The sequence below is a fragment of the Ensifer sp. BR816 genome (assembly GCF_000378985.1).
GTDB lineage: Bacteria > Pseudomonadota > Alphaproteobacteria > Rhizobiales > Rhizobiaceae > Sinorhizobium.
In genome coordinates this window covers 4577891-4604151 of sequence record NZ_KB905370.1, presented here as the reverse complement: position 1 = coordinate 4604151, position 26261 = coordinate 4577891, and the positions used below count along the sequence as shown (strand labels likewise).

Annotated in this window: 24 protein-coding genes and 2 pseudogenes; 12 read left to right on the top strand and 14 right to left on the bottom strand. The window is 62.5% G+C overall.

Annotation, left to right across the window (positions count from 1 at the left end; translation table 11 throughout):
- Positions 1-219: 219 nt before the first annotated feature.
- The 3 genes and pseudogenes from RHIBR816_RS0122020 to RHIBR816_RS38510 form a co-directional block, all read left to right on the top strand.
- On the top strand, positions 220-1212 hold the full coding sequence (locus tag RHIBR816_RS0122020) for an ornithine cyclodeaminase family protein (RefSeq protein WP_018238768.1): 993 nt from the start codon (positions 220-222) through the stop codon (positions 1210-1212).
- On the top strand, positions 1212-2180 hold the full coding sequence (locus RHIBR816_RS0122015; RefSeq protein ID WP_018238767.1) for a pyridoxal-phosphate dependent enzyme: 969 nt from the start codon (positions 1212-1214) through the stop codon (positions 2178-2180). The genes RHIBR816_RS0122020 and RHIBR816_RS0122015 overlap by 1 nt, the downstream gene beginning before the upstream one ends.
- A 163-nt stretch (positions 2181-2343) precedes the next feature.
- Positions 2344-2525 (top strand): annotated as a pseudogene (locus RHIBR816_RS38510) (integrase); the annotation flags it as partial.
- Positions 2526-2762: 237 nt separating this feature from the next.
- Here RHIBR816_RS38510 and RHIBR816_RS0122005 read toward each other — a convergent pair.
- From RHIBR816_RS0122005 to RHIBR816_RS0121980, 6 genes are all read right to left on the bottom strand, one after another.
- A complete protein-coding gene (locus RHIBR816_RS0122005) occupies positions 2763-4655 on the bottom strand; it encodes a nitric oxide reductase activation protein NorD (RefSeq protein ID WP_018238766.1) in 1893 nt (630 codons plus the stop codon).
- A 69-nt stretch (positions 4656-4724) separates the two neighbouring features.
- Positions 4725-5537 carry a CbbQ/NirQ/NorQ/GpvN family protein gene (locus tag RHIBR816_RS0122000; protein ID WP_018238765.1) on the bottom strand — a complete coding sequence of 271 codons (813 nt, stop codon included), beginning with the start codon at positions 5535-5537 and terminating at the stop codon, positions 4725-4727.
- Positions 5538-5600: 63 nt separating this feature from the next.
- Positions 5601-6947, bottom strand: a complete 1347-nt coding sequence (locus RHIBR816_RS0121995; RefSeq protein ID WP_018238764.1) for a nitric-oxide reductase large subunit — start codon at positions 6945-6947, stop codon at positions 5601-5603.
- A 24-nt stretch (positions 6948-6971) separates the two neighbouring features.
- Positions 6972-7424 carry a cytochrome c gene (locus tag RHIBR816_RS0121990; RefSeq protein WP_018238763.1) on the bottom strand — a complete coding sequence of 151 codons (453 nt, stop codon included), beginning with the start codon at positions 7422-7424 and terminating at the stop codon, positions 6972-6974.
- Positions 7425-7592: 168 nt separating this feature from the next.
- Positions 7593-7883 carry a cytochrome C oxidase subunit IV family protein gene (locus RHIBR816_RS0121985; protein ID WP_018238762.1) on the bottom strand — a complete coding sequence of 97 codons (291 nt, stop codon included), beginning with the start codon at positions 7881-7883 and terminating at the stop codon, positions 7593-7595.
- A gap of 4 nt (positions 7884-7887) precedes the next feature.
- Positions 7888-8439, bottom strand: a complete 552-nt coding sequence (locus RHIBR816_RS0121980; RefSeq protein ID WP_018238761.1) for a cytochrome c oxidase subunit 3 — start codon at positions 8437-8439, stop codon at positions 7888-7890.
- Positions 8440-8613: 174 nt separating this feature from the next.
- Here RHIBR816_RS0121980 and RHIBR816_RS36315 point away from each other — a divergent pair, with 174 nt between their 5' ends.
- Both RHIBR816_RS36315 and RHIBR816_RS0121970 read left to right on the top strand, forming a co-directional pair.
- Entirely contained in the window at positions 8614-8769 is a 156-nt protein-coding gene (locus RHIBR816_RS36315; RefSeq protein WP_014327920.1) for a hypothetical protein, read from the top strand.
- A 144-nt stretch (positions 8770-8913) separates the two neighbouring features.
- Entirely contained in the window at positions 8914-9600 is a 687-nt protein-coding gene (locus RHIBR816_RS0121970) for an NnrU family protein (protein ID WP_018238760.1), read from the top strand.
- Here RHIBR816_RS0121970 and RHIBR816_RS0121965 read toward each other — a convergent pair.
- Positions 9564-10181: a UbiX family flavin prenyltransferase gene (locus tag RHIBR816_RS0121965; RefSeq protein WP_018238759.1), complete on the bottom strand. Its 618-nt coding sequence runs from the start codon at positions 10179-10181 to the stop codon at positions 9564-9566. The genes RHIBR816_RS0121970 and RHIBR816_RS0121965 overlap by 37 nt on opposite strands.
- Positions 10178-11686: a UbiD family decarboxylase gene (locus RHIBR816_RS0121960; RefSeq protein ID WP_018238758.1), complete on the bottom strand. Its 1509-nt coding sequence runs from the start codon at positions 11684-11686 to the stop codon at positions 10178-10180. Before RHIBR816_RS0121960 ends, RHIBR816_RS0121965 begins: the two co-directional genes overlap by 4 nt.
- Positions 11687-11800: 114 nt before the next feature.
- Here RHIBR816_RS0121960 and RHIBR816_RS0121955 point away from each other — a divergent pair, with 114 nt between their 5' ends.
- From RHIBR816_RS0121955 to RHIBR816_RS37605, 5 genes are read left to right on the top strand one after another with little or no spacing between them, the layout of a single operon-like run.
- Positions 11801-12307, top strand: a complete 507-nt coding sequence (locus RHIBR816_RS0121955; RefSeq protein ID WP_018238757.1) for an SCP2 domain-containing protein — start codon at positions 11801-11803, stop codon at positions 12305-12307.
- Positions 12298-13275 carry a peptidase U32 family protein gene (locus RHIBR816_RS0121950; RefSeq protein ID WP_018238756.1) on the top strand — a complete coding sequence of 326 codons (978 nt, stop codon included), beginning with the start codon at positions 12298-12300 and terminating at the stop codon, positions 13273-13275. Before RHIBR816_RS0121955 ends, RHIBR816_RS0121950 begins: the two co-directional genes overlap by 10 nt.
- Positions 13276-13280: 5 nt before the next feature.
- Positions 13281-14216, top strand: a complete 936-nt coding sequence (locus RHIBR816_RS0121945; protein ID WP_018238755.1) for a U32 family peptidase — start codon at positions 13281-13283, stop codon at positions 14214-14216.
- 26 nt (positions 14217-14242) lie between these two features.
- Entirely contained in the window at positions 14243-14611 is a 369-nt protein-coding gene (locus tag RHIBR816_RS34505) for a hypothetical protein (RefSeq protein ID WP_018238754.1), read from the top strand.
- A gap of 25 nt (positions 14612-14636) precedes the next feature.
- Entirely contained in the window at positions 14637-14852 is a 216-nt protein-coding gene (locus RHIBR816_RS37605; protein WP_018238753.1) for a hypothetical protein, read from the top strand.
- Here the strand turns inward: RHIBR816_RS37605 and RHIBR816_RS36305 are convergent.
- From RHIBR816_RS36305 to RHIBR816_RS0121910, 6 genes and pseudogenes are all read right to left on the bottom strand, one after another.
- Positions 14808-15100, bottom strand: a pseudogene (locus RHIBR816_RS36305) (type II toxin-antitoxin system RelE/ParE family toxin). The gene RHIBR816_RS37605 and the pseudogene RHIBR816_RS36305 overlap by 45 nt on opposite strands.
- On the bottom strand, positions 15097-15405 hold the full coding sequence (locus tag RHIBR816_RS0121930; protein ID WP_018238752.1) for a type II toxin-antitoxin system RelB/DinJ family antitoxin: 309 nt from the start codon (positions 15403-15405) through the stop codon (positions 15097-15099). The pseudogene RHIBR816_RS36305 and the gene RHIBR816_RS0121930 overlap by 4 nt, the downstream one beginning before the upstream one ends.
- A gap of 58 nt (positions 15406-15463) precedes the next feature.
- A complete protein-coding gene (locus RHIBR816_RS0121925) occupies positions 15464-16783 on the bottom strand; it encodes a glucoamylase family protein (RefSeq protein ID WP_018238751.1) in 1320 nt (439 codons plus the stop codon).
- 169 nt (positions 16784-16952) lie between these two features.
- Positions 16953-19397: a phosphoketolase gene (locus tag RHIBR816_RS0121920; protein WP_018238750.1), complete on the bottom strand. Its 2445-nt coding sequence runs from the start codon at positions 19395-19397 to the stop codon at positions 16953-16955.
- A 298-nt stretch (positions 19398-19695) separates the two neighbouring features.
- Positions 19696-22227 (bottom strand): glycogen/starch/alpha-glucan phosphorylase, encoded by a 2532-nt coding sequence (locus tag RHIBR816_RS0121915; RefSeq protein WP_018238749.1) that lies wholly within the window; start codon positions 22225-22227, stop codon positions 19696-19698.
- Positions 22228-22355: 128 nt separating this feature from the next.
- Entirely contained in the window at positions 22356-23024 is a 669-nt protein-coding gene (locus tag RHIBR816_RS0121910) for a CBS domain-containing protein (protein WP_026187290.1), read from the bottom strand.
- A gap of 226 nt (positions 23025-23250) precedes the next feature.
- On the opposite strand from RHIBR816_RS0121910, the gene RHIBR816_RS0121905 reads away from it, so the two are divergent.
- Both RHIBR816_RS0121905 and RHIBR816_RS0121900 read left to right on the top strand, forming a co-directional pair.
- A complete protein-coding gene (locus RHIBR816_RS0121905) occupies positions 23251-24183 on the top strand; it encodes an L-lactate dehydrogenase (RefSeq protein WP_018238747.1) in 933 nt (310 codons plus the stop codon).
- 130 nt (positions 24184-24313) lie between these two features.
- The gene (locus RHIBR816_RS0121900) at positions 24314-25993 is read left to right on the top strand and encodes an ABC transporter ATP-binding protein/permease (RefSeq protein WP_018238746.1); all 1680 of its coding nucleotides are present in this window, start codon (positions 24314-24316) and stop codon (positions 25991-25993) included.
- The last annotated feature ends 268 nt before the right edge of the window (positions 25994-26261 follow it).

Sequence of the window (26261 nt, the reverse complement as noted above, 5' to 3'; positions counted from 1 at the left end):
AAGCTTTACCGCCTGTGCCGCATCTTGTGCCGACCGTGACTGAATCTATACGCCGATGCCTGCACTCGGAAAGGCGCCGGCTGCAACTCTCTGCCAAAGCTTCTATGCGATACAGAGCAATCTGCTTCCAGTCGAGGCGAATCCGGCCACTAATCTCCCCGCTCTCCGACTATCGTGATTTCGGTCCTGTGCCGATGCCAGAAGTTAGAAAGGTCATGCATGAAAACGCTGCTGCTTAAGAAAGATGACGTAAGACGGCTAATCGGCATGACGGAAGTCATCGGCGCGGTGGAAGAGGCATATAAGGCCTTTAACAGCGATCAGGTGGAGCAGCCCGACTATATAGGAATAGATCTCCCGTCGCCTCGCGGGGAAATTGACTTCAAGCTTGGCTACTACAAAGCCAATGAAGTGATCTCCATGAAAGCCTCTTCTGGGGGGTTCGTCGACAACCCGACTGCACACAGCGTGCCCAATGGTATGGCGACCATTTTCCTGTTTGACGCCAGGAGCGGTGCGTTGATTTGCGTCATGGATGGAAGCTTGATCCTTGGTCTCAGAACGGGGGCGTCTGGAGCCGTGTCCGTCAAGGCCCTGGCGAGGAAGAACGCCAGGACGATCGCATCGATCGGGACAGGCAATCAGGCAAGAATGCAAATCCGGGCGATCAACGAGATCATGAAGATCGAAGAGATCCACGCATGGGACAATAACCCGGAGACGCTTTCCAAATACAAGACGGATATCGAAAGCGAGTTTGGCATTCCTGTCATCCTGGCAAACTCCAAGAAAGAAGCCGTTGAGCAGGCCGATATCCTGATTACGACGACCCGCGGAAAAGGGTCGCTTGTGGAAGCGGAATGGGTGAAGCCCGGCACGCACATCGTTGCGATCGGTACAGACCAGCAGGGCAAACAGGAACTGGATCCGGAGCTATTCCGGAACGCGAAAGTCGTCGTCGACTCGATCTCGCAATGCACAGAAAAGGGCGAGACCTGGCATCCGCTGGATAGAAACATCATCGCCAAAAGCGACATTCATGGAGAAATCGGCGAGGTATTGCTGGGACGGAAGCCGGGACGCGAAAGTGATGACGAAATCACGATTTTCGATTCCACGGGGATGGCCATACAAGACAATACGACCGCCAGCAAAATCTATCAGAACGCAGTAGCCAATAACGTCGGCACCTTCTTTCAATTTTTCGAGTGATGACCATGCGCAACTACCCCACCATTCAGGACATCCGTGAAGCCCGGGAACGGCTGAAACCGCACGTCAGGCACACGCCGCTCTTGCGTGCGGAGAAAATCGAGAAAGCGGCTGGCTGTCAGCTTTATCTCAAACCCGAAACCCTTCAGATTACTGGCGCCTTCAAGATCCGCGGCGCCCTGAACAAGGCTCTCTCGCTCTCAAGAGAAGAGATCGAAAACGGCATTATCGCGACGTCGTCGGGCAATCATGCCCAGGCGCTTGCTTACGCGGCCAAGATGCTCGGCGTAAAAGTGATATTGGTCCTTCCGATCACCACACCCAAAATCAAGATCGAAAACACGAAAGCCCTTGGGGCGGAAGTCATTCTTTTTGATGGTGATAATGCTGCTAGATGGAAAAAGGTCTACGAAATCGCTGAAGGAAACAAGTATGCGGTTATTCACGGCTTCGAGGACCCCGTTGTAATGGCTGGCCAGGGAACGATCGGCTGTGAAATACTCGAGGACCTGGACGATGTGGACACGGTCATTGTTCCCTTAGGCGGCGGAGGCCTGATCTCGGGAATCGCAACGGCTATCAAGGAAACGAAGCCGTCGGTGCGCGTTATTGGGGCAGAGCCTGCCTTGACACCGAAGTATTTTCACAGCCGGATAAACAAGGAGCGCACATCGCTTCCCTTGAAGAACACCATTGCGGATGGCTTGAGGTTAAGTGTTCCGGGTCAAAACCCGTATCCGATCATCGAAAAATATGTGGACGAGATTGTTCTTGTTGAAGACGAGCACATCATCGCCGGGATGCGTGCGCTTGCCAAGGATGCGAAATTGATCGCTGAACCAGCCGCCTCGATCGGCGTCGGAGCACTGTTGGCGGGCATCATCGACGTCAAGCCCGATGAAAAAGTCTGTGCGGTGTTGTCTGGCGGGAACTGGGATCTACGCGACCTAGCCGAGATATACAAATAAGCGGGGGAACAGTTCCAGCTGCGGTCAACCCCGGTCGCAGTTGAACGTCTGCGATCCCTCATCGCCAAGCCAAGCAAGAATCTGCCGGTCCGGAATGGGGCGCGACACGTCATTCGGCGATCAGCTTGGCGACGACCGCTTCCCACGCGAAAGGTCACTTCCAGATCCCAAACGCTACGGCACGCATTCGCTGAGGAGAACGAAGGCGGCGCATATTTGCAAGAAGACGGGCAACCTGCACGCCTCCAGCTCCTGCTCGGCCACAAGAAACTGGAGAGCACAGTGCAATACCTCGGAATAGAGGTGGACGACGCCCTTGCCATTTCTGAGCAAGTGGAACTGTAGGACTCAAGGCCGGCGCTTCGCTTCGAAGCACCGGCCGCTGGCCTGCCGAGGCGAAAGATCGACCCACTGCGGTTCTTAGCATCTGACCGCCGAATGGCGGAAATCTGCACAATTACGTCACTCGCCGGATCCCCGAGGGTCCCGATACCCGACGGCCGCGAGATCCGGTTTTGCCCCAGACAGAGAGGCCCGGCATGTACGCGCATGCCGGGCCTCCGCGTCGCGGCCTGCCCCCGTCTATCTTACAAGGCCGCGATAGATCGCCGGCAAGGCCTGCGGCAGCCTGCCGATATGGCTGACGACGGCGTAGCCGTTCTGGCCGAAGATCACCGGCACATAGGATTTCGCCTCGCGATCGACCGTCACCCCGAACACGTTGACGCCAGAGCGGCGGGCTTCGCCGACGGCGCGACGGCTGTCCTCAAGCGCAAATCGTCCTTCGTAGTGATCGACATCGTTCGGCTTCCCGTCCGTCAGGACGATCAGCAGCCGGCGGCGGTTCGGCCGCTTGACGAGACCTGCCGCTGCATGGCGGATCGCGGCGCCGATGCGGGTGTAGTATCCGGGCTTCAGCGCGGCAATGCGCGACTCGACCGTCGCGCTCATCGCCTCGTCGAAGGCCTTCACCGTCTCGATCCGCACCCAGTCGCGCCGCCGCGAGGTGAAGGTCAAGATCTCGTGGCTGTCGCCACAGGCCGAGAGCCCGTGCGCCAGAACCAGGAGCGCCTGTTTCTCGACGTCGAGGACGCGGAGATCGTCGAACCAGGCATCGGTCGAAAGCGACACGTCGACCAGGATCGTCACGGCAAGATCATGCGCCTGCGGCCGGCTCATCATATGGATGCGGTCGCTCCCCTGCCCGCCGGCCATGAGATCGGTGCGGGCGCGTACGACCGCATCGAGATCGAGATCGGCCCCGTCGATCTGCGCCCTCAGCATTTCGTGGCGCGGCCGCAGCACTTCGAACTGGCGGCGGACGCGGCGGATCAGGCTCTTCGCCGCAGGGTCCGCCTCGCCGGCGACACCCTCCGCGGATGCGGGCCCTGCGAGCACGCAACAATGGTCCTTCAGGTAGCTGCCGCTGCGATAATCCCATTCCGGATAGGTGAGCTCGGCCGTCAGCGGCGTGCGGTCGAGCGCCTCGGGCGGCAGGTCGAGATCGAAGCGGAAGCGCGCCGCCGGCCGTCCCTGGCGTTCGCCGAGCGTCATCTCGTCGAGTTCCTCGGCGGCCTGGGCATCATGGTCGTTGCTGTCGTTCGCCGGGCGGTCGACATTGACCATTTCGGCCATGGCGAGGATCTTCTCGAAGCGGTTGAGGATAAAGGGACTGCGCTCCGACTGCCGCTGAGCCTCGCGGGTGGCGACGTGGCGCGTCGTCTCCGCTCCTTCCGCTCCGCCGCCACCGCGGGCGGGCTCGTCCTCGCGGCGTCCCTGCGTCTCCTGGCGCAAGAGCGCGTCCGGCCACAGCGGCACCGGCAGCATCGGGAGATAACCGGGCGGCGCCTTCTGCGGAAAGATGATCGGAAGCACGTCGTCGCTCAGCCCCGCGCCCTTTCTCAACAGATAGAGGATGCGGTTTTCGACGTGCTGCTCGACGGAAGGAAGCGAGCGCCGTTGCCGGACATTGAGCACCGCCCTTGAGAGGCGGCGATAGCGCGGGCGCATGGCGGGATAGGTGGCGAGCACCGACGTCACCATCTGGTCCGCACGGGAAAGGAGCGCCAGGTCGCGCGTAAGCGGGTCGGCGGCGTTGACCGGCGAAAGCGGCATGACTGCCATCACCGCCGCCAGCCAGAAATAGAGGTCGCGGTTGAGGCGACGGGAGGGAAACAGATCGATCTCCCCCGGCAGCATCAGCGTCGCGTGGTCGCGTGCCGGCTGCACCAGCTTTTCCTCGCCGAGCCCCATGCGCTGGCGCAGCCGCAGCCGGTGCGCCGACGTGCGGCCGCGGGCCTGTGCGATCTGCACCGCCCGCTCACCGCCGAGACCGCGGAAATAGACGGCGAGCACCGCCTGGACGTCTTCGAGCCGGACGGCCTCGTCCGGGAAGCGCGGCCAGCTGCGGGTGTTGCCGATGAAGCGGTGCCAGGCGCGGCCGACCGTTTCTTCGAGCTCGAGAAAGTCCAGCATTGTCCTGTCCTTTAGACGGTTGGAACGGGATGCGAGCGGAAAACCGCGCACACTTTTCCTCATCCCGCTCTAGCGGATGACCGCGTCGGAAATTTCGATCAGCGCGGCCTTGACGTCCGGCTCGTCGGTCAGCGGCTCGATCATCGTTGCCAGCACCGCATCCTTGAGCGCGAGTCCACTGTCGATGAGGCTTGCGCAATAGACGATGAGGCGCGTCGAGACGCCCTCTTCGAGGTCGTGCCCCTTGAGGCCCCGCAGCCGATGCGCGAGGTCGACGAGCGGCGCGACCCGGGCTTCGTCGAGACCGCTCTCCCCGGATACTACGGCGATCTCGCGGTCCCTCGGCAGGAAGTCGAACTCAATGGCGACGAAACGCTGGCGCGTGCTCGGCTTCAGGGTTTTCAAGAGGTTCTGGTAGCCGGGATTGTAGGAGACGACCAGCATGAAGCCGGGCGGCGCCTCGAGCACCTCGCCGGTGCGCTCCAGCGGCAGGATGCGCCGGTCGTCGGTGAGCGGATGGAGAACGACGGCAACGTCCTTGCGGGCCTCAACGATCTCGTCGAGATAGCAGATGCCGCCTTCGCGGACGGCCCGGGTCAGCGGTCCGTCCACCCATACGGTATCGCCGCCCTTGAGGAGATAACGGCCAGTCAGGTCGGCTGCGGCGAGGTCGTCATGGCACGATACGGTTGCAAGCGGCAGGCCCAGCCGTGCCGCCATATGCGCGACGAAGCGCGTCTTGCCGCAGCCGGTCGGACCCTTCAGGAGCAGCGGCAGCTGGCGGGTCCAGGCGCTTTCGAAGAGGGCGCATTCCTGGCCCGAGGGAGAATAGGCCGGGATGTCGCAGTCCGCCTTCAGCGGGTTTTTCAGGGCAATGTTCATGAGAAGGCTCCGATATCGGGTTTTGGGGCGGGGCGGCCGGCCGTACGGGCCGACCGCTTCGCATCATTCCGCCGGTTGAGCGGCCGGGTTGAGGACCGGGCTCCGGCTCTTGCCCGGAACCAGCACGGCCCAGAAGAACATCAGCGCCGAGATGAGCACGACGACGCCCGAGCCGAGGCGGATCCAGTAGAAGAGGGCAAGCTGCTCCTGCACGGCCATGAAGCTCTCGCCGAGCACGCGCTGCAGGTGGACCTGGACGACGCCGGCGAAGGTGAGCGCGAAGGTCATGACCGACATGGCGCTGCACATCGCCCAGAAGCTGGCGATCGACAGCCACTGGTTATAGGGCGCCCGTCCGCGGATCTCGGGGATCGCATAGGCCATGACGGCGAGGTTGAGCATCACATAGGCGCCGAAGAAGGCGAGGTGTCCGTGCGCGGCGGTGACCTGCGTGCCGTGGGTGTAGTAGTTCACCGACGACAGCGTATGCAGGAAGCCCCAGACGCCGGCGCCGAAGAAGGCCATCACCGAGCAGCCGATCGACCAGAGGAGTGCCGCCTTGTTCGGGTGCTTGCGGCCGGCCTTCCAGGTCATCACGAAGGTGAAGACCACCATGGTGAAGAAGGGTGCGACCTCGAGCGTCGAGAACAGCGAGCCGATCCATTGCCAGTAGCCCGGTGCGCCGATCCAGTAATAGTGGTGGCCGGTGCCGAGGATGCCGGAGAAGAGCGCCAGGCCGACGATGACGTAGAGCCACTTCTCGACGACCTCGCGGTCGATGCCGTTGAGCTTGATCATCAGGAAGGCGAGAACCGAGGCCATGATCAGTTCCCAGACGCCTTCGACCCACAGGTGCACGACATACCACCAGTACATCTTGTCGAGCGCGAGATTGATCGGATTGTAGAAGGCGAAGAGGAAGAAGATCGCGACACCCCAAAGGCCGAAGATCAGGATGTTCGTTACCGTCGTCTTGCGGCCCTTCAAGACCGTCAGGGTGATGTTGAAGAGGAACATCAGCGCGACGACGACGATGCCGACCTTGATCGCGAGGGGCTGTTCAAGGAATTCCCGGCCCTCGTGGATGTGGAAGATATAGCCGACGACGGCGATTACCGCCGCCACGAGGAAGATCCAGAACTGGGCGATGGCGATCCTGGGACTATAGAGCTCCGTTTCGGCCTCTTCCGGCAGCAGGTAATAGGTCGCCCCCATGAAGCCCATCAGCAGCCAGACGATCAGCGCATTGGTGTGCACCATGCGGACGATGTTGAAGGGCAAGAGTTCCGAGAGCGTGTTGGGCAGCACATAGATCGTGCCGGCAAGAACGCCGAACAGGATCTGGGCGAGGAACAGGCCGAGGGCGCCGTAGAAATACAGCATCGCGACCTTTTGCGTTTGATACTTCATGTCTTTTCTCCTTGTCCCGCCGGCTCAACCCGCCTCGTTCGGCGGCCAGCTCTGCGTCTTGATCCGGCTCGTCCATTCGAGGAAGTCGGCAAGGTCGTTCAATTCCTGTTCGGTGAGATTGAACTGCGGCATCTGCCGCCGCCCTTCGGCGCCGGAAGGCTGCGCCGCCATCCAGGATTTGAGCGTCTCGCGCGCGCTTTCCGGGTCGCTCTCGCCGCCCCAGCGCTTCCACACATTGCCGAGCTCGGGCGCGAAATAGGCGCCTTCGCCCAGCAGGGTGTGGCAGTTGATACAGGAGTTCTTCTCCCAGACGTGCTTGCCGCGTGCGACCGAGGCCGTCAGCGTCGTCTCGTCGGTGGATTCGGTCTTCATGTAGTAGTGGCTGTGGGCCGTGAGGCCGACAAAGATCGCAAAGAAGAAAATGGAGCCGCCATAGAAGACGTTGCGTGCCCCTGTCTTGGTAAGGCGTTCTGCCATCCCATGGTCCTTTCGATTCCGGGAGGCCGCAAAGTGCTGGCCGGCCTGAACAAATCCCCGCCGGTGGGGCCACAGGACGTATTCCCCGCGCCGCCGGCAAACGTGATCTTTTCTAGGGATTCGCGGCGCGCTTTCTTTGCGTTTCGGCAAACAAGGATGAAGAGCGCTTCAACCGGCGAGTGAAACGGCCGAGATGAGCGCTTTCGCCGCAGCCGCGAGGGCGAAAAATGCCGGCCATGCAAGGAGGCTCATGCGAAGAGCCGGCGGGCCCGAGCGCAGGCCGAGGAAATCAAGCACCACGAGGCGCGCCTTCAGCACCGCGAGCAGCAGCAGGAGAACGGCGAAAACGATCGGAGCGGCGGGCTCCTGCACCCAGCGCGACAAAAGCATGCCAGCGACGACCATCGCTACGAGGATCCCCCAGGTCTTCTTCAACTGTCGCGGGCCGAGATCGCTCATCGTGTCAAACCAGATAGAGAATGGGGAACATGACGATCCAGACGAGGTCGATGACGTGCCAGAGGGTGGTCACAAGATCGACATTGGCCGGACGCAGCCGCCAGGCGACGAGCAGGAGGAGGACGCCGACGAAGGCGACATGGACGAGGTGAAAGCCTGTCAGGATGAAGTAGAGCTCGAAGAAGGTCCGAAATTCGGCCTCGCCGGCGAAGCGGATTTCGGTGCCGTATTCGTAGAGCTTGACGGCGACGAAGGCGAAGCCGAGGAGTGCCGCGAACACCAGCGCCCGACGCCTGGTCGGCACGGAGGTTCCCCTGCCCGCCGCTCTGGCCGCCTGCCAGCCGCTGGTCAGGAGCACGAGCGTGTTGAGGGCGGCGATGGCCGGCTTGAGATGCAGGCGCGCGACGGCGAAATCCTCGGGCGCGATCATCGAGGCGACCAGGAAGGCGCCGATGAGAATGCCGAAGGCGGCAAGTTCGCTCCAGATCAGAACCCAGAGAATGAAGGTGTCCGCTTCCTCTTCGCCGGCCGCGCCGGCCGCCGCTGCCTGTTGCATGCCGCATCTCCGCACAGAGCGGGATGAGGAAAACTGTGCGGGGTTTTCCTCATCCCGCATTCCGCTCTATCGATCACGATAAAGCGGATAGGAGAAAGCGGCGGCCGCTTCTTTGCGCCCGATCAAAGACTGGTGCGGCCGGCACGCTATCTTCCGTGGAAAACGGAGATAGCAATGAACGACGCACAGATCGGCCTTTCGGTCGCCACCCCGATCATCATCATCTTCTCGCTCGTGCTTTATCGCATGGGCGTGCTGCAGCGGACCGGCACGGTCGCCGCAGTGCTGGCGTCGGTCGCCTGCGCCGCAGTCCTGTTCATCGACCGATAGAATGGGCCAGGTGGTCTACTTTCCGCAGGCGGGGAGAGGGGACTTGGCGGTGCGGCATCTCCCTTCTCCCCGCAAGCGGGGAGAAGGTCGCGGCAGCGGGATGAGGGGCAAATTGGCACTCAACGGATTCTGAGACTGAATACGATGCTACAATTCCTACTGGCGCTCGTCGTCTTCCTGCTCCTCCACTCCATTCCGGCGATGCCTGCCATCCGCGCGTGGCTGATCGACCGGCTTGGACGGGCGGCCTATTTCTCGCTCTATTCGCTCGTCTCCATCCTCGTGCTCGGCTGGGTGTTCTACGCGGCGCTGAACGTTGACTATATCCCGCTGTGGGAGCCCGCGGCCTGGCAGGCCTGGGTGACGCTCGTCGCGGCGCCGATCGGCGTCTTCCTCGTGCTCGCCGGCCTCCTCAGCATCAACCCCCTCTCGGTCTCGATCCGCCAGGGGCAGAGGCCGGGCGCGATCGTCGCAATCACGCGCCATCCTGTTCTCTGGGGGTTCGCCATCTGGGCGCTCGGCCACCTCGTCGCCAACGGCGACGTGCGGTCGCTGATCCTCTTCGGCGGCTTCGCACTTTTCGCACTCGGCGCCATTCCCATGCTGGAGAGACGCGCCCGTCGCCGGCACGGGGACGACTGGCACCGGCAGGCCGCCAAGACCTCCATCCTTCCTTTGGCGGCGCTTTTTTCCGGGCGCACGCCCCTGTCCGGCGATATGTCGCTTGCAATTGCGGCGACGGCGACCGCGGCGCTCACTCTGTGGCTTCTCGCCGGCGGTCACGCCGCCCTCTTCTACGCCGACCCTCTGGTTCTCGCGACGGCGTTCTGAACGAGCGATTGCGGGTCCCATTCGGTCGCGAGCGGCGCGACCGGCAGGCCGATCAGGTCGATCGCGCGGGCAGCGAGGTGGTCGATGATTTCCTCGACTCTCTGCGGCCGGTGATAGAAGGCCGGCACCGGCGGCATGACGATCGCGCCCATTTCGGTAACGGCCGTCATGTTGCGCAGGTGGCCGAGATGCAGCGGCGTCTCGCGCGTCATCAGCACGAGCCTTCGCCGCTCCTTGAGATGGACATCGGCAGCGCGCACGATGAGGTTGTCGGCAAGGCCGGCAGCGATCGCCGCAAGCGTCCGCATCGAGCAGGGAACGACGATCATGCCGGCGGTTCTGAAGGAGCCGCTCGCCGTCGCCGCGCCGATATCGCCGGCCGGATAGCTGCGATCGGCGACCGTCAGCAACTGATGCAGCGCATGCGGGCCGACCTCGTGCATCAGCGTGCGCCTGGCGGAATCCGAGACGATCAGATGTGTCTCGACGGACGGGATATTCCTGAGGCGCTCGACGACCCTCAGCGCCAGCGCGGCTCCCGAAGCACCCGAAACGCCGACGACCACACGCTGCTTGTTCACGCCATTTCTCCCAAGCCAAGTTCGGCCCACAGCCGATCGACCCGCCCGACCACTTCCGCCGGCATTTCGAGTACGCGGCCCCATTCGCGCTCCGTCTCCGGCCCCAGCTTGCGGGTCGCGTCGAGCCCGAGTTTGCCGCCGAGCCCCGGCTTCGGCGAGGCGAAATCGAGATAGTCGATGGGTGTGTCGCTGAGGACGGTCACGTCGCGGCTGGCGTCGAAGCGGGTCGACAGCGCCCAGATGACGTCACCCCAGTTCTTCACGTCGATATCCGGATCGACGGCGACGATGAGCTTGGTGTAGTTGAACTGCGGCAGCATCGACCAGAGCCCCATCATGATGCGCTTCGCCTGGCCGGGGTAGCGCTTGTCGATCGACACGACCATCGCGCGGTAGGAGCAGGCCTCCGGCGGCAGGTAGAGATCGACGATTTCGGGGAATTGCCGCCTCACCAGCGGCAGGAAGAGCTCCATCATCGCCTCGCCGAGCTTCGAAGGCTCGTCGGGCGGGCGGCCGGTATAGGTCGAAAGATAGAATGGCTTGCGGCGCATCGTGATCGCCGAGAGCGTCATCACCGGAAAGCGCTCGACGGCGTTGTAGTAGCCGGTGTGATCGCCATAGGGGCCTTCCTCGGCGGTCTCCTCTGCCGAAACGATCCCTTCGAGGACGATCTCGGCATTGGCAGGGACCGAGAGCGGAACGGTCAGTGCCGGCGCAACCGGCGGCCGCTGCGCTTTCAAGAGCCCGGCGAAGGCAAGTTCGCTCATGCCTTCCGGCAGCGGCATCACGGCGGCGAGGATTGTGGCCGGATCTGCGCCGATCGCGACCGCCACCGGCATGTCCATGCCACGCTGCTGCCACATCCGGTGGTGCCGGGCGCCGCCGCGATGCGCGAGCCATCGCAGGATCAGCCGGTCCGGGCCGAGCACCTGCATGCGATAGATGCCGACATTGACGTCGGTCGGATCGTCAGGCGCGCGGGTGATGACCAGCGGCCAGGTGACGAGCGGCGCCGGCTCGCCGGGCCAGCACCATTGGATCGGCAGCCGCGAAAGATCCGCCTCCGCGCCCTTCCAGACCGTCTCCTGCACCGGCGGTCGGGCGACGCGTCGCGGCCGCATCGCGAGCGCGGCCTTGAGCAGCGGCAGCTTGCTCCAGGCATCCTTCAGCGACTGCGGCGATCTCGGCTCGCGCAGGTCCGCCAGCATTTCGGCAAGCCGCGGCAGGCCGCCCGCCGGAAGCCCGAGGCCCCACTCGATCCTCTCCCCGGTGCCGAAGAGATTGGCGAGCAGCGGTATGTCTGAGACGCGCCCGGAGGCATCGACCGGCTTCTCGAAGAGCAACGCCGGCCCGCCGGCCTGGAGCACGCGCCGGTGGATCTCCGTTACCTCATGCACGAGCGAAACCGGGCGCGAGATGCGGTGCAAACGGCCGTGCCGCTCGAGCATGGCGGCGAAGTCCTGAAGCCCGGAGAAACGACGAGTGGATGGGTCCGCATGGTTCATGCGAGCGTCTCTCGCCCGCCGAAACCTTCGTGTCTTTGCGCCAGCGCAAATTGCGCGGGGCAGCTTGCCGCTAGCTTCCAAGCGCCCGAGTCATTTCGCAAGAGACACAGATAAATGGAATTCCCGCCTTCGCTGGCCGCACCCCTTGCCGTCGTGCCGATCCCGGTCGTCGAAGCGGCGGTCAGGCTGATGTTCAGGAGCCTGCTCAAGCGGCACCCGGCGCTCTTCGAGCGCCTCGGCGAACACAAAGGCAAGCGCTACGGCTTCCGTCCGGTCGACCTGCCGCTCGTCTTCCTGGTGGAGCCGGCACGACCGGCGGTCTCGGTCATGCGCAAGCCGGCCGATGTTGCGGCAGATGCGGTCGTGGAGGGGCCGCTGTTCCTTTTGCTGGCGCTTCTCGAGGGCCGCTCGGACGCCGACGCCCTGTTCTTCTCGCGGGCGCTCACGGTCACCGGCGACATGGAGGCGATGCTGGCGCTGCGCAATGCGCTCGACGGCTGCGAGATCGACCTGCCGCGCGATCTCGGGGCGTCCGCCGGGGCGCTCGCGCCCCTCGTCAGCCGGGCTGCCGAGGCGATCCGCCGCCGGGCGCTTGCCGGGGAGAATGCCGCATGGAACTGATCTGCCCGGCCGGAACCCCGGCCGCCTTCCGCGAAGCGGTCGATGCGGGTGCCGATGCGGTCTATTGCGGCTTCCGCGACGAGACCAACGCGCGCAATTTCCCCGGTCTCAATTTCTCGCGCCAGGAACTCGGCGAGGCCATCACCTATGCCCGGAGGAAGGGCACGCAAACCTTCATCGCACTCAACACCTTCATGCGCGCCGGCCATGAGGACCTCTGGTACCAGGCTGCTAGGGACGCGGTCCGCCTCGGCGCCGACGCCCTCATTCTTGCCGATTTCGGGCTGATGGCCCATGTCGCCGAGACCTATCCGGAGCAGCGGCTTCACGTGTCGGTGCAGGCGTCCGCATCCAATCCGGACGCGGTGAATTTCCTGGTCGAGGCCTTTGGCGCCAGGCGCGTCGTTCTGCCCCGCACGCTGACGATCTCCGACATCGCCCGATTGGCCCGGCAGATCCGCTGCGAGATCGAGGTCTTCGTCTTCGGAGGGCTGTGCGTAATGGCCGAGGGCCGTTGCTCGCTTTCCTCCTATGCCACCGGCAAGTCGCCGAACATGAACGGCGTCTGCTCGCCGGCAAGCCATGTGCGCTACCGCCAGGACGGTGGCGAGCTCGTCTCCGAGCTTGGCGCCTACACGATCAACCGCTTCCCGCGCGAGGAAGCGGCTGGCTATCCGACACTCTGCAAGGGCCGGTTCGATATCGCCGATGCGCGTGGCTACGCCTTCGAGGATCCGGTCTCGCTCGACGTGATGGACCAGATCGATGCGCTTCGCGAAGCCGGCGTCAGCGCGCTCAAGATCGAAGGCCGCCAGCGCGGAAAAGCCTATGTCGCCGAGGTGGTCTCGACCCTGCGCAAGGCGCTCGACGCGAAGCCGGAGGACCGCCGGGCGCTGCTTGCCCGCCTCAGGCTGTTGAGCGAGGGGCAGCGGACGACCGCGGGCGCCTACGAAAAGCGCTGGAGGTAACGCGCATGAACGCCGCCAAGCCCACGCTGACCCTCGGTCCCGTCCTCTATCTCTGGGAGGGAGAGAAATGGCGCGACTTTTATTTCAGGATCGCCGACGAGGCGCCGGTCGATGACGTCGTCATCGGCGAAACCGTCTGCTCGAAAAGGCTGCACTTCACCGACCCCTGTTTCCCGCCGGTAATCGAGCGGCTGGAGGCGGCCGGGAAACGCATCGTTTTTTCCACGCTCGCTCTGGTGACACTCGAGCGCGAGAGCCAGTATGTTCGCAGCCTGGTTGCCGACAGCCCCTACCCTGTCGAGGCGAACGACCTTTCCGCCCTTGCTCTGCTTGAAGGCGAGCCGCACTGGATCGGACCGCTCGTCAATGTCTACAACGCTACAACGGCCAGGCTGCTCGCCAGGCGGGGTGCGACGAGCATATGCCTGCCGCCGGAACTGCCGGCAAGCTCGATCGCAGAGATCGTCTCGGCAACGCCCGGCATCGCGTTCGAATTACTCGCCTTCGGGCGCATGCCGCTCGCGATTTCGGCGCGTTGCGCCCACGCCCGCGCCAAGGGGCACATCAAGGACAATTGCCAGTTCGTCTGCAAAGAGGATCCGGACGGACTGCCGGTGAAAACGCTCGATCGGCAATCGTTCCTGGCCGTCAACGGCGTGCAGACGGTTTCCTTCACCTGCCAGGCGCTGCTTGCCGAGTTGAAGGATCTCCTTGCCTGCGGCGTGCACCGCTTTCGCCTCTCGCCGCAAGACTGCGACATGGTGGCAGTCGCCCGGCTCTACGACGACGTCTTGCAGGGCCGTCTCGATCCGGAAGAGGGCATCTCGCTGCTCAGGCAGATCTATCCGGCAGCCCCGCTCTCCAACGGCTTCCACCACGGACAGGAAGGCGCTGCCTGGGTCGCCCGCGCACGCAACATCGGACATGGAGCAAGCACATGAGGCCGAGAGACTGCGCAGTCGGTCACATGCATGGCGTCGTTCCGAGCGGCGCGGCCGATTGCGAGTGCCATGAGCAATTGCATGAGGAATTCAGCTATCTGGGCGGGACCGACCGGGGCCGTATCGTGCGACGCCTGCTCGCCGCGGCCGATGAGCAGCGGCGAAGGATCGAGGCGCTGCTCGTGCTGCTGGGCGATTTCGACCCGAACGAACCGGGTTCACTGGATGACGGCGTGATCGCGGAGGCCGGCCTGCTCTTCCACGATATTGCCTGCGCGGCGGAAGTTGGGTTCAGCCTGCTGGGACAAGCGCGCCGGTTGGAGTTCGGACGCATGGGGCGGGGACATTCGAACAGCACCGCCATAGGCCCAGCCTCTGCCGGGACCGCGACTTGAACAACCGTTCTGAAGGAGTGCATCGATGGACGTCTCGAAACGGAACCGCTGGCGCGATGCGGCACTGGACATCCTCATGTCTCACGCCCCTGTGCCCGTAGAAATGAGTTTTGTTCTCGAAGCGCTGCAAGAGGAGGAAGCCGCCTGCCGAGAGGAAGCCAAGCGACCGATGACTGGACCGATAAGCCGGAATGATCTACTCGCCATCAACCTCGTCGGGCCACATCTGGGCACCATGTAGGACTCGCAGAATACGAATCCTGTCCGCCATCGCCACGTAGGCTGCGATGTAGGGCGTACGCGGGATGACAAGCTCACGTGTTCCTGCAATTCGGCCAGGACGGCCGCTTTCGGGGAAATCAACAAGACGACGTGCAGCACTGACGATGGCCTCATCGACATGGACCGCCGCCCTTGGATTCTCTGTTTCAATGTAACTGAAGATTTGTCGCGATCGTCGAGTGCGTATTGCGTCCAGACAAGCTTCATCGCTCACCGACTGCAACCTTGTGCATAGCCGCGGCCCGCCGCGCACGAAAATGCGCATCGGCTTCGGCATCCTCGGCGTCGGGTCGCGTGTCCTCAAGCGCCTGCAATACCCTGGCACGGAACCAGGCATCGTGGACCTCGCTGTTGCTCACGAGTTCCAGTGGCAAGGCGCCCTCATTCGCCGTCCGGGTCAACAGGATTCGAACGGCATCCGAAACCGTCAGGCCCATGTTTTCCAGAACCGCGGTGGCGCGCTCCTTGACGTCAGCATCGATCCTTGTCTGCACCAGTGCATTTGAACCCATAATGCTCTCCTTCGACTGATGCGATTGTAATACACTTGCATGACAACTTCCAGCCCGGCTACAGCCAACCGCCGGTGAAGCCGGCGCGGCGAAGTCCGGTGACCACCGGCTGACATCGGCGCATGGTGTTCCAGAGCAGGCCGGTGCGATAGTTTTCTATCATCAACACCACCGGCCCCTGGTCGATGCCAAAGTGATAGGGAGTGATCCAGAACCCCGCGGCACCGTCGTCCACCGCAAAGGACTGGTTGAACGAAGGCTTGAAACCGTAAAGTCGCGTCATGCCGAGGTCCATTTTTGCGAAGTTTCTGACCGTGGGCACGACGATCTCCGGCGCGAAAGGCAAGGAGGCGATGACCACCCACGGCGATACCGTGCCGTCGTCCGGTCCGAACGGCGCGCCGCGGGCGATATAGTCGAAGAACTCCCGCTCGGCCCCGTCGATCGTCCGCTTGAGCCACCCGGGGCCGTCGCTTGCCGTGAACCCCCAGCAGTGCTCTCCGTAACCGGCGAAACCCAGCGGATTTCGGATGGCGTATTCCTGCTGCACATAAGTCGCTTGCCGGCTGTTTTGAAAATAGTCGCTATCGTGCGAGCGCATGAATTCGTCGCGGATGCCGCGGAAATCGATCCACATGTGGGAAAGCTGGTGCGTGAAGAGAGGCCCCGAATAAAGCAGCTCCCGGCCGAATATATTCCGCCATTCGTAGCTTTCCGCATAGGCGGCATAGGATTCGGCCGGCAGGGGATGGGTCGGCGAGCCCAGGCCGAGGATGTAGAGAAGAAGCCCCTCGTCATAGCCGCGCCAACGATGCGGGATGAATCCGCTTTCCGGGCGCCAGCCGTGCGTGAGCGTGGGACCATGATCGCGCGCCCAGTTCCAGTCTGCGCGCTCGTAGAGCGCCGAGGCAAGCTGCCGGATTTCGGTTTCGTCGGCCGTGTCCTGGTCAAAATAGGTGGCGACGGTCAGCGCGCCCGCGAACAGGAACGCCGAATCGATGGTCGACAATTCGCATTGCCAGACCCGCTCACCGGTCTCGATGTCGAGGAAGTGGTAGAAGAAGCCCTTGTATCCGGACGCTGTAGGTTCGGGGCCCTGAGGACAGGCCATCAGATAGCGCAGGCGCCTGCGAGTGATTTTCGCGGCGAATTCGCGAATGACAACACCGCGCTCGACGACGACCGGGATTGTCGCCAGAGCCATGCCGATTGCAGCAATGCTGGCAGGTGCTCCCGGCGCCGTCTTGTCGCGGACCAGCCCGTTGTCGGGATTGGTGCAGTGAAGGTAGTAAAGCAGCGTCGTAAACTGCAGCCGGCCGAGGTCCTGGTCGGTCGGCAGGCGGTGCAGATCGGGGTCCGTCGAAGGCAGTTGCGTCATGATCTTCAGCCCGAAATGACCGGAAACCGCTACTGCATGTTTCCTTAGATCGTAGTCGATTCAAGGTGAGAAACATGCAGCAATTCAAAGTGCTACAGCGTCCTTTGTGCCTCTGATAAGACGCACGGCGCTGTAGTGCGCCGAGCGTCTTTTCAGGCACCACCACGCGTCACACATTGTCTCCTTCCGTCGATGTCCGCCGAGATGTTCCCGTCGCGCTTTTCTTGCCCCATTTCCACCCGGTTATTGCCGGCATGTCGTCGCCATGCTCCTCGATATATTGCCGGTGCTCGATCAGCTTCTCGTGGATAGCCTGCTTGAAGTAGGCCGCCCGGGCGCCCAGTTGCGGCAGCCGGTCGATGACGTCCTCGACGAGGTGGAACCGATCGAGCTCGTTCAGCACCACCATGTCGAAGGGCGTGGTAGTGGTGCCTTCCTCCTTGTAGCCGCGAACATGCAGGTTGCCGTGGTTCGTGCGGCGGTAGGTGAGGCGGTGAATAAGCCAGGGATAGCCGTGGAAGGCGAAGATGATCGGCTTGTCCTTGGTGAACAGGGCGTCGAAGTCGCGGTCCGACAGGCCGTGCGGATGCTCCTCCGATGGCTGCAGCTTCATGAGGTTGACGACGTTGATCACCCGGACCTTCAAGTCCGGCAAATGCTCGCGGATCAATTCGACCGCCGCGAGCGTTTCGAGCGTCGGAACGTCGCCGCAGCACGCCATCACGACATCGGGTTCGGCCCCCTTGTCGGTGCTCGCCCACTCCCAGATACCCAGTCCCTCGCTGCAGTGCTTGACGGCCTCGTCCATCGTCAGCCATTGCGGCGCAGGCTGCTTGCCGGCAACCACGACGTTGATGTAGTTGCGGCTGCGCAGGCAGTGGTTGGTGACCGAGAGCAGCGTATTGGCATCCGGTGGCAGGTACACACGGATGACGTCTGCCTTCTTGTTGACGACGTGATCGATGAAGCCGGGATCCTGATGGCTGAAGCCGTTGTGATCCTGGCGCCAGACGTGCGAACTCAGGAAATAGTTCAGCGAGGCGACCGGCCTTCGCCAGGGAATCTCGTTGCAGACCTTCAGCCATTTGGCGTGCTGGTTGAACATCGAATCGATGATGTGGATGAAGGCTTCGTAGCAGGAGAAGAAGCCGTGGCGTCCGGTCAGCAGGTAGCCCTCCAGCCATCCCTGGCACTGGTGTTCGCTCAGGACTTCCATCACCCGGCCATCCGGCGACAGATGATCGTCCTCGGGATAGATCTCCGCCATGTAGCAGCGCTTGGTGACCTCGAGCACGTCCTGCCAGCGGTTCGAGTTGTTCTCGTCCGGGCTGAACAAGCGGAAGTTCTTGTTCTCCAGGTTCAGTTTCATCACGTCGCGGAGAAACTTTCCCATCACCCGTGCCGACTCGGTCGTGGTGGCGCCGGGGCTCGGCACCTGCACCGCATAATCGCGGAAGTCCGGCATCTTGAGGTCGCGCAGCAGCAGGCCGCCATTGGCATGCGGGTTGTCGCTCATGCGGCGGCGCCCTGACGGCGCAAGCGCCGCCAGTTCGGATTTCAGCCTGCCATCGCCGTCGAACAGCTCCTCCGGCTTGTAGCTCTTCATCCATTGCTGAAGAACCTGGATGTGTTCCGGCTTGTCCATGTCCCCCATCGGCACCTGATGCGAGCGCCAGTAATCCTCGCATTTCTTGCCGTCGATCTCGGCCGGGCAGGTCCAGCCCTTCGGCGTGCGGAAGACGATCATCGGCCAGTTGGGACGCTTCACCTTGCCGTTGGCACGGGCGTCGTTCCATATTTGCCGGATCTCCGCAACGGCCGCGTCCAGCACCCCCGCCAATTGCTGATGCACGTCCATGGGATCGCGCCCATCGACGAAATAGGGCCGGTAGCCCATGCCCTCGAAGAATTTCTGCAACTCCTCGCGAGGGATGCGCGCCAGGAAGCACGGATTGGCGATCTTGTAGCCGTTGAGGTGGAGGATGGGCAGGACGCAGCCGTCGCGCGCCGGATTCAGGAACTTGTTGCCGTGCCAGCCGGTTGCGAGCGGTCCCGTCTCGGCCTCACCGTCACCGACGATGCAGGGGACGATCAGCTCCGGGTTGTCGAATGCCGCCCCATAAGCGTGGCTGAGCGCATAGCCGAGCTCGCCGCCTTCGTGAATGCTGCCGGGCGTCTCCGGAGCCACGTGGCTCGGGATGCCTCCGGGGAAGCTGAACTGCTTGAACAGCTTGGCCATCCCTTCCGCGTCCTGGCTGATATCCGGATAGACCTCGCTATAGGTTCCTTCCAGATAGGCGTGGGCAACGAGCGACGGCCCGCCATGTCCCGGACCGATGATGTAGACCATGCTGAGGTCGTCGCGTTTTATCACCCGGTTCAGATGGACGTAGAGCATGTTCAGGCCCGGGGACGTGCCCCAATGGCCGAGAAGCCGCGGCTTTATGTGTTCGCGCTTCAAGGGTTCCCTCAACAGGGGATTGTCGAGAAGGTAGATCTGGCCGACCGAAAGATAGTTCGATGCCCGCCAGTAGGCGTCCAACAGGCGAAGTTCCTCGGCTGACAACGGCTTGTCCGCCACCGGATTTTCGTTGAGCGCTCCTTGCGAAACCATGGGTGCCTCCTTGATCGAGTGCCCAGACCGCCGCGTCGGGAAGGGCGCTTCCTGTACGCGCCCGATTGCTTTAAGGCCTTCGGCCTGGGGAATAATGCGAAAAGCACGTTGCTATTGAATCGCGAGAGGTGTTTTCGAACGTCTCGGAGGAGCGTGCATTCGACCCCGCGCACGACATCGCGGGTTCGGCGCGATTTCCTCGCCTGCCCCTGCGTAAGTATTCCCTGTAATACCCTCCTAGTATTATCCGATCATTCTCGCACAAAATCCGCCCAACGCACAGTAGGTCATGCGACGCTCACCGAGGGCGGGTTCTTTCTGGTGGCGGTGGGCAGGGGCCGGCGTTCCAGATTTCGGCCGCATATTCGCCGATCGTCCGATCGCTGGAGAAGCGTCCCGAATTGGCAATATTGAGCAACGCCTTCCGGGTCCATGCCGAAGGATCGCCGTAGAGAGCCTGCAACCGTTGATCCGCCTCCAGATAGGAGGTGAGGTCCGCCAAATGCCTGAAGACGTCGCCGCTCGTCAGCAGGATATTGCGGAGCGCGTCGACGACATCGGGATCGTAGCGGCAAAAATGACCGGACAGTATCAGGTCCAGCACCGCACGGGTTTCCGGTTCGTTGTCGTAGTGCCAAAGCGGACTGTACCAGCCGCGGCTTCCCGCGACCTCGTCGGCCGTCAGACCGAAGAGGAAGAAGTTCTCCTCCCCCGCCGCCTCGGCCATCTCGATGGTGGCCCCGTCGCGGGTGCCGATCGTCAGAGCGCCGTTCATCATGAACTTCATGTTGCTGGTGCCGCTCGCCTCGTATCCCGCCGTCGAAATCTGGTTGGAGACATCGCTTGCGGGAATGAGACGCTCCGCCAGCGAGACGCAGTAGTCGGGCAGGAACACGACCTTGAGGCGCCCACGCACGACGGGATCGGCGTCAATGGTGCCTGCGAGATTGTTGAGGAATTTGATGATGAGCTTCGCCACATGGTAGGCGGGCGCCGCCTTGCCCGAGAAGAAGAAGGTGCGCGGGGCGATATCCAGGTTCGGATTTTCGCGGATCCGGTTGTAGAGCGTGGCGATCCTCAGCGCGTTCAACAGCTGCCGCTTGTATTCATGGATGCGCTTGATCTGGCTGTCGAAGATCGCGTCCGGATCGACGACGATGCCGGCGCTGGCTTGCAGCCATTCAGCAAAGCCAAGCTTCGCCATTCGCTTCGCCCGGCGCACGGAGTCGACGAACCCGCTGTCGTCGACGAGCGGTTTCATCCTTTCCAGCTCGGCGAGGTCGGTGACCCATCCATCGCCGACAGCCTCGGTTATGCAGCGCGCAAGCGGCGGATTGGACAAGAGCAGCCAGCGTCGGGGGGTGACGCCGTTCGTCTTGTTGTTGAACCGGCCGGGGAATATTTCCGCGAGGTCCCTGACTGTCGTTTCGCGCAGCAGCCTCGAATGGATCTCGGCGACCCCGTTGGTGCTGTGCGATCCGACGATCGCAAGATTGGCCATGCGGACCAGCCGCTCGCCGCCCCGTTCGATCAGGCTCGCCCGCTCTACACGGCCCTGATCGCCGGGAAAGCGGGCGAGGATCTCGTCCCGGAGCCGCCGATCGATCTCGAGGATGATCTCCAACTGGCGCGGCAGCATCAGTTCGAACCACCGCAGCGGCCATTTCTCAAGCGCCTCGGGCAAAAGCGTGTGGTTGGTATAGGCAAGGCAACGCCTGGTAATGTCCCAGGCTTCGTCCCAGGCCAACTCCGCTTCATCGAGCAGGATGCGCATCAGTTCCGCGACGGCGAGGCTCGGATGCGTGTCGTTGAGCTGGATCGCCACCTTGTCGGACAACAGCTGCCAATCGGAATTGGTCGCGCGGAAACGCCGGATGAGATCGGCTAGCGAACAGGCGACCAGGAAATATTCCTGAACGAAACGCAGGCCCTGCCCCATACTGGTCGAATCGTCGGGGTAAAGCACCCGCGTTACGGTCTCTGCCGTCAGCCTTTGTGCCAGGGCGCTAACGAATTCACCGGCGCTGAAGGCTTGGAAGTCGAAGGTTTGCGGCGTTGCCGCTGCCCAAAGCCGCAGCGTGTTTATGGTCCTGCCGCCATAGCCCACGATCGGCCTGTCATAGGGCATGCCGAGCAGGCGGGACGGCATCCCGACAGCGACCCGCAAATTCCCGCCGCGAACCTCGAAGGAGCAGCCGAGATCGATTTCCACCGCATCTTCCGGCCGGGCGATCTCCCAGGGATCCGGCCGGCGCAGCCAGTTGTCGGGCTGCTCGCGTTGCCAGCCGTCAACAATCGTCTGCTTGAAGATCCCGTACTCGTAGCGCAGCCCGTATCCCATCGCCGGCAGTTGCATGGTCGCCATCGAGTCGAGGAAACAGGCCGCGAGCCGGCCAAGCCCGCCATTGCCGAGCCCGGCGTCCGGCTCTTCGGCAAGGATGGCCGTTTCGTCCAGATGTTCCTGGTCGAAGAGCCGCCTGGCGAGGGGATCGAGGCGAAGATTGAGGATATTGTTGCTGAGCGAGCGGCCGATCAGGAACTCCATCGACAGGTAGTAGATCCGCTTGGGGTTCTCCCTGCGATAGGTCTGCTCGGTTAATTGCCAACGCTGCGACAAGACGTCTCTCACCGATCGCGCGATCGCCTCGTAGCGTTCGCGACTGTCCGCATCCTCGGGCGCGACGACGTTGTCGAACAGCAGATGGCGCTCGTAGAGCCCGTCGTGGCTTCCCCTGAAACGTATCGGACCGCAGCCATAGTGTTCGGGAAGGTCCTGAAAGGCAGGCGGTTCGGAACCTTGCGGCTGGCCAGCCGCCTTCTCGCTTCTCATGGTGGCTCCCCATCACCGTGCTGCGGCGGAGCTTCGGCCCGGACACCCCAGCCAGTTGGAATTGCTTTCCGTATTCGCAAGCAGCGCGTGTCAAAAAAGTGCGCCTACCGCAGGCGACGGCCTGCCCTCTACGACTCGTGCTTCGGAAAATGATCCACGACGCCGGCGACGCCGCGGACGCTTTCAGCGGCGACGCGCGCGGCCTTTCTGCACTCTTCCGTTGAAACATTCCCCCACAAATGCACCACGCCGTTTGCCACGGTCACCGTCACGTCCTGCCCTTCGAGGCCGGTGTTCTCGCTCAGGCGGATCAGGATGCTGCGACGGATCGCTTCGTCACCGGGGGCCGTTTCATCCGGCTTGGCGGAGATGATCGCCTGGAGAAGATCGGCGCGGCTGACAATCCCGACGACGGCGCCGGCCCTCATCACCGGAAGGCGCTTGATGCCGTGCTCCTCCATCAGGTAAGCGACACGCGCCAGCGACGTATCCTCGTCGACGGAGACCGGATTGCGGCTCATCACATCGGCGACTTTCCAGGCGTTGCTCTTGACGTAAATCTTCGCCTTCTCGTCGGGAGACAAAGTCTCGTCGACGAGCGTTGCAATGGCGCGATGGCCCAGTTCGGTCCTTCGCAACAGGTCACCCTCGGTGATAAGGCCAACGAGTTGTCCCTCATCGTCGATAACCGGGATGCCGCTGATGTGATTGGCGAGCATCACCTCTGCGGCCTGCTTGACGCTGTTGTCCGGGGAGACCTTGATAACCCTTATCTTCATCACGTCTCTGACCAGCATCGCGCCAACTCCGACGTAGAATCCGGGCCACAACCCTGCCTCCTACAAAATAGCTCTCCAGCAGCACTTAGACAACTCGGCACTTGGCTCGCGCACACCCGGCCGGTTGCGGTTCACGGGCCGTCTGATCGAAAACAATCCCATCGACATCGGAACAAAATGGACGAATTTCATCGGTCCTGAGCCTAGAATAGGCATTTGATCTCCATCCAGGGAGGGACGCGCGATGAAAGTCGGTATCGTCGGAACCGGAATGGTGGGCAGTGCGGCTGCCTACGCTCTCGGCCTGCGGGGCGTGGCAAGCGAGGTTGTGCTGGTCGATCTCGATCCAGCTCTCGCCGAGGCGCATGCGCTCGATATCGCCCATGCGATGCCGTTTGCCTCGGGAACCTCAATCAGCCACGGTGACTACGACCGCCTTCGAGATGCCGGCGTGGTCATCATCGCCGCAGGCGTCGCGCAGCGACCCGGCGAAACGCGCACCGACCTGCTTGGCCGCAACGCTGCCGTTTTCCGGACGGTTGTCGGCGAGATCATGCGCGTCTGCCCCGATGCAATTCTGCTCGTCGCCTCCAATCCGGTCGACATAATGACCCAGGTCGCGAGGGTCTATTCGGGATTGCCGGCCCAACGGGTGATCGGCTCGGGGACAATCCTCGACACTGCGCGGTTTCGCAGCCTGCTCGGGGCGCATCTGCGCGTCTCGCCGCGCTCCGTTCATGCCTATGTGCTGGGCGAGCACGGTGACAGCCAGGTGCTGGCCTGGTCCGGCGCCAGGGCCGGTACGGTCCCGATTGCCCTGTTCGGTGCACAAATCGGCGCGCCCATCACCGAGGCAGTGCGGACAGAGATCGACGACAAGACCCGCAACGCGGCCTATGCGATCATCAAGGGCAAAGGCTCTACCTATTACGGGATCGGAGCGGGTCTTGCCCGGATCGTCGGCGCGATCAGACAGGACGAGCAGGCGGTGCTTTCGGTTTCGAGTGTCACTCCGCTTGTCGAGGGTGTGCAGGATGTCGCCCTGTCGATTCCCCGTGTCATCGGTCGCGACGGCATTGCCACGGAACTGCTTCCCGATCTCGACGCACAGGAACGTGCCGCGCTCCAGCGAAGCGCTTCCCTGCTTCGGGGCCTGTTCGAGTCTGTAACCATTTGAAATTAATGATAAATCTGGATGCCTCGATCGAGGCACCAATTCATGCCTACGCATGCCGTTTCGGCGGTGCACCCAGCACCACAGCTACAAGGACCAGTGTGCGCTTTTTAAACTTGCGAAGGGTACGTAGATGGACAGCCAGCCGGTACCGCTTAGAACAACCGCAATTCGCTTCGTGCGGGCGGTTCGCATCTTCCTGGGTTCAGAAGTCGGTGGCAGGGCCAAGCTCATGTTTGCCGGGCTCATGGCGCTGTTGTGCGGGTTGAACGGCCTCAACGTAGTCAACAACTACGTCGGTCGAAACTTCATGACCGCAATCGCCGAGCGCCAGACCGCCGAGTTCATCCGGCAGGCGATATATTACATCTGTGTGTTCGCTGCTCTCACGATCGTGGGCGTCATCGCCCGCTTTGCCGAGGAACGACTGGCCCTGCTCTGGCGCGAATTCCTCACTCGGCGCGCCGTCAATCTCTATCTCGAGGATGGAACCTATTACCGCCTCGACGTCTCCGGGCGGCTCGCTCATCCGGACCAGCGGATAGCCGAGGACGTGCGCGCTTTCACGGTCACCACGCTGTCTTACGTCATCATGCTGTTCAGCAGCAGTTTGACAGTAGTGACTTTCTCAGGCGTGCTGTGGTCCATAAGCCCCTTCCTGTTCGGCGTAGCCGTCCTGTACGCGGCTTGCGGCTCGTACATGACAATTGTCCTGGGGCGGCCGCTCATCAATCTGAACTACGATCGGCTCGACAAGGAGGCCAGCTTTCGCTCCAGCCTCATTCACGTTCGCGAAAATGCCGAATCCGTGATCCTTACGCATAGCGAGGAGCGACAAAGAACTCGTCTGGTGCATCGCATTGACGATCTGATCGCCAACATTCGGAGTATCACCGCCATCAACCGCAACCTGGGATTTTTCACGAGCGGCTACAACTGGATGATTCAGATCATTCCGGACTTGATCATCGCTCCGGCTTTCATGAGAGGGGAAATCGAGTTCGGCGTCATCACCCAGTCGGGGGCGGCCTTTGCAATGCTGGTCGGCGCGTTTTCATTGGTTGTCAGACAATTCAACTCGATCTCGAACTTCGCCGCGGTAGTCTCTCGGCTGAGTTCTTTGCTGGAGGCCATTGAACACGCCCGAGCGGCTGAGGGATCGGGCATCGAACGGGTCGAGCAGGAAGGTCGTTTGGCCTACGAGAGGGTGACGCTGGGTCCGGCCGGTGGCACGCCGCTGCTGAAGGAGCTGTCCGTATCGATCCCCTTGGGGACGAGGGTATTGCTAACGGGGTCCGACCCGGCTGCGGGAGTGGCGTTGTTCAGGGCGACCGCCGGTATTCCGACAGCCGGCACCGGGCGGATCATTTGCCCCGGTGCGAGCGATCTGATGTTTCTCCCCCAGCGACCGTACCTGCCACCAGGTTCGTTGCGGCAAATTCTGCTCCCCCCAGGTAAGCCGGGTGAAATCTCCGACGACCGAATTCTTCAGGTACTGCGAGATCTTGGTCTTAAGGATTTCGTCCGCGATGCCGATGGACTGGATAAGGAGCAGGACCGGGAAATCTCGTTGGGCGAGCAGCAGCTCTTGGCTGTCGCCAAGGTCCTTCTTTCCAGGCCGCGATTTGTCTTCCTCGATCGGATCGGGACTACTCTCGGGCACGAACAGTTTCGCAAAGTGCTAGGCCTGCTCTCGGACAATTCGATCACCTGCATCAGCAACGGTGAGGACTATAACAGTCGTGGTCTCTACGAAGCCGTATTGGAGTTCGGCGAGGATGGGCAGTGGACATTGACACCCAATCGACCGTGACCTTTTCGGGAACGGCCGCCCTCGTCCGGAGTATTTGGCCGGTCGCGCCTGATCACGACGAGCCGGTTGTCGAACCCCCGCAGCGGGTTTAACCTTACCAAGGGCTAATGCAGGAGTGCGGTATCATGGCTCGAGCCATGAGGCCGATTACAGAGGCGAGCTGGCCGGCCCCTCGTTGGGAGATAAGGCGATGCTGCATGTTCCCCTGAATCGCACCCGATTTCAGGAGAAAAACATGCAGCCATTCAAAGAGCTGCAGCGATTTTTG

What these genes read in the sequence shown, in the direction of transcription:
- RHIBR816_RS0122020 (WP_018238768.1), top strand. Translation starts at nt 220, where the DNA reads ATGAAAACGCTGCTGCTTAAGAAAGATGACGTAAGACGGCTAATCGGC.
- RHIBR816_RS0122015 (WP_018238767.1), top strand. Translation starts at nt 1,212, where the DNA reads ATGACCATGCGCAACTACCCCACCATTCAGGACATCCGTGAAGCCCGG.
- RHIBR816_RS0122005 (WP_018238766.1), bottom strand. Translation starts at nt 4,655, where the DNA reads ATGCTGGACTTTCTCGAGCTCGAAGAAACGGTCGGCCGCGCCTGGCAC.
- RHIBR816_RS0122000 (WP_018238765.1), bottom strand. Translation starts at nt 5,537, where the DNA reads ATGAACATTGCCCTGAAAAACCCGCTGAAGGCGGACTGCGACATCCCG.
- RHIBR816_RS0121995 (WP_018238764.1), bottom strand. Translation starts at nt 6,947, where the DNA reads ATGAAGTATCAAACGCAAAAGGTCGCGATGCTGTATTTCTACGGCGCC.
- RHIBR816_RS0121990 (WP_018238763.1), bottom strand. Translation starts at nt 7,424, where the DNA reads ATGGCAGAACGCCTTACCAAGACAGGGGCACGCAACGTCTTCTATGGC.
- RHIBR816_RS0121985 (WP_018238762.1), bottom strand. Translation starts at nt 7,883, where the DNA reads ATGAGCGATCTCGGCCCGCGACAGTTGAAGAAGACCTGGGGGATCCTC.
- RHIBR816_RS0121980 (WP_018238761.1), bottom strand. Translation starts at nt 8,439, where the DNA reads ATGCAACAGGCAGCGGCGGCCGGCGCGGCCGGCGAAGAGGAAGCGGAC.
- RHIBR816_RS36315 (WP_014327920.1), top strand. Translation starts at nt 8,614, where the DNA reads ATGAACGACGCACAGATCGGCCTTTCGGTCGCCACCCCGATCATCATC.
- RHIBR816_RS0121970 (WP_018238760.1), top strand. Translation starts at nt 8,914, where the DNA reads ATGCTACAATTCCTACTGGCGCTCGTCGTCTTCCTGCTCCTCCACTCC.
- RHIBR816_RS0121960 (WP_018238758.1), bottom strand. Translation starts at nt 11,686, where the DNA reads ATGAACCATGCGGACCCATCCACTCGTCGTTTCTCCGGGCTTCAGGAC.
- RHIBR816_RS0121955 (WP_018238757.1), top strand. Translation starts at nt 11,801, where the DNA reads ATGGAATTCCCGCCTTCGCTGGCCGCACCCCTTGCCGTCGTGCCGATC.
- RHIBR816_RS0121950 (WP_018238756.1), top strand. Translation starts at nt 12,298, where the DNA reads ATGGAACTGATCTGCCCGGCCGGAACCCCGGCCGCCTTCCGCGAAGCG.
- RHIBR816_RS0121945 (WP_018238755.1), top strand. Translation starts at nt 13,281, where the DNA reads ATGAACGCCGCCAAGCCCACGCTGACCCTCGGTCCCGTCCTCTATCTC.
- RHIBR816_RS34505 (WP_018238754.1), top strand. Translation starts at nt 14,243, where the DNA reads ATGCATGGCGTCGTTCCGAGCGGCGCGGCCGATTGCGAGTGCCATGAG.
- RHIBR816_RS37605 (WP_018238753.1), top strand. Translation starts at nt 14,637, where the DNA reads ATGGACGTCTCGAAACGGAACCGCTGGCGCGATGCGGCACTGGACATC.
- RHIBR816_RS0121930 (WP_018238752.1), bottom strand. Translation starts at nt 15,405, where the DNA reads ATGGGTTCAAATGCACTGGTGCAGACAAGGATCGATGCTGACGTCAAG.
- RHIBR816_RS0121925 (WP_018238751.1), bottom strand. Translation starts at nt 16,783, where the DNA reads ATGACGCAACTGCCTTCGACGGACCCCGATCTGCACCGCCTGCCGACC.
- RHIBR816_RS0121920 (WP_018238750.1), bottom strand. Translation starts at nt 19,397, where the DNA reads ATGGTTTCGCAAGGAGCGCTCAACGAAAATCCGGTGGCGGACAAGCCG.
- RHIBR816_RS0121915 (WP_018238749.1), bottom strand. Translation starts at nt 22,227, where the DNA reads ATGAGAAGCGAGAAGGCGGCTGGCCAGCCGCAAGGTTCCGAACCGCCT.
- RHIBR816_RS0121910 (WP_026187290.1), bottom strand. Translation starts at nt 23,024, where the DNA reads ATGCTGGTCAGAGACGTGATGAAGATAAGGGTTATCAAGGTCTCCCCG.
- RHIBR816_RS0121905 (WP_018238747.1), top strand. Translation starts at nt 23,251, where the DNA reads ATGAAAGTCGGTATCGTCGGAACCGGAATGGTGGGCAGTGCGGCTGCC.
- RHIBR816_RS0121900 (WP_018238746.1), top strand. Translation starts at nt 24,314, where the DNA reads ATGGACAGCCAGCCGGTACCGCTTAGAACAACCGCAATTCGCTTCGTG.